General features: G+C 34.4%; 1 protein-coding gene. It reads left to right on the top strand.

Translation table 11 applies throughout. The annotated features are described in order from the left end of the window. Positions 1-73: 73 nt before the first annotated feature. Positions 74-1,477 (top strand): IS1182 family transposase, encoded by a 1,404-nt coding sequence (locus tag AB5170_RS22425; protein WP_195700162.1) that lies wholly within the window; start codon positions 74-76, stop codon positions 1,475-1,477. Positions 1,478-1,604 lie beyond the last annotated feature (127 nt).

Genomic DNA, 1,604 nt, shown 5'->3' with positions numbered 1-1,604 from the left:
CGTCAGACTGTCTAACAATTAAGAAAAATGCTATAATAAAACTACCAAATACAGTATCGTAGGGGAATTCGTTATGGCATATATTGTTGGCACAGATAGATATCAGACAAGAATGATAACCACTTCATTAGACGACTTAATAAGTAAGGATAATTCTGTCCGAGTAATAGATTCTTATGTAGAATCCTTAGATTTAGAAAATCTGGGTTTTATAGAGTATAGCGGTAGGAATCGAGGACAATCACCTTATCGCCGATCTGATTTATTAAAACTTCATATCTATGGTTATTTAAATAAGATTCGTTCTAGCCGCGCATTGGAAACAGAAGCAAAACGCAACCTTGAATTAATGTGGCTGGTAAACTGCATAACACCTGATCATGGTACTATTGCAGGGTTTGTTCAGAAGAACAATGCTGCGTTTCATAATACATTACGAAATCTTACCCTTATTCTCAAAGGTTGGGGACTCATTGATGGCGAACTGATTGTTATTGATGGAACAAAGATCCATGCTCAAAACAGCAAGCATAATTGTATTACGCAAAGCGGTTTATATAAAAAAATCGAATATGCAGAAGCTCAGATAAATGCATATCTTATGGCAATCGCTAAAGATGAGGTGCCGGCAGATGACCTTACAGATAAACTAAAAACCTATCAAGAGTTAAAAGAACAGTATCTTACACAAAAACAGGAATTAAAAGATGAAGGACTGGAACAAAAGAGTTTGACAGATCCTGATTCAAGAAGGATGAAAAATAACGGTTCATTGGATATCTGCTACAATGTACAGTCTGTTGTAGATGCAAAGAATCATTTCGTTGTAGATATTTCGACGACTAATGATATAAATGATCAAAACCAGCTTTATACTATGGCACAAAAAGCATCCGAACTTTTAGAAAAAGAGTCTTCTACAGTTCTTGCAGATACAGGTTATTATAACGGAACGGAGATAAAAAAATGCGTTGATGCTGGAATGAATGTCTTTATAAAAAAAGCTAAAGCGAATAATGCTACAAAAGATAATGAATTTCGCAAAGAAAAGTTTATCTATAATGGTGAGACTGATGAATACACATGCCCAGCAGGAAATAGATTACGATTTTTTGAAAACACTTCGAAGAATGGTATGAAGTATCGCAAATATAAGTGTACAGACTGCAATTCATGCAAATATAAAAAAGACTGCACTACTTCTTCATCTGGAAGAACGATACAGCGTTGGGTACATGAAGATGTTCTTGAAACTGTGTATAATGAAACACTAAATAATAACGAGGTTTATAAACAGAGAAGATGTATCGTGGAGCATCCATTTGGGACTATAAAAAGGAGCCTCGGATATAATTTCTTTCTTCGACGCAGACAAGAGAATGTTGACGCAGAAGCTGCATCTATGTTTATCGCTTATAACTTTAAGCGATTATTAAGCATGTTTTCAACAGAAGAATTAGTAATGAGGTTTGAATAATGTATGATGTAACAGAGGGGAACACATGTAATTCATGTGAAAAACAAAGATAAAAATGGTATTAAAAAAATCGAAGATAAAAATACCGTCTACATCAGACTGAATTTTTGAATTGTTAGACAGTCTG

It is taken from the genome of Ruminococcus sp. RTP21484sp1_RTP21281st1_A8_RTP21281_210402 (genome assembly GCF_040914025.1).
GTDB lineage: Bacteria > Bacillota > Clostridia > Lachnospirales > Lachnospiraceae > Blautia_A > Blautia_A faecis.
This window is presented reverse-complemented; position numbering and strand designations above follow the sequence as displayed.

What these genes read in the sequence shown, in the direction of transcription:
- AB5170_RS22425 (WP_195700162.1), top strand. Translation starts at nt 74, where the DNA reads ATGGCATATATTGTTGGCACAGATAGATATCAGACAAGAATGATAACC.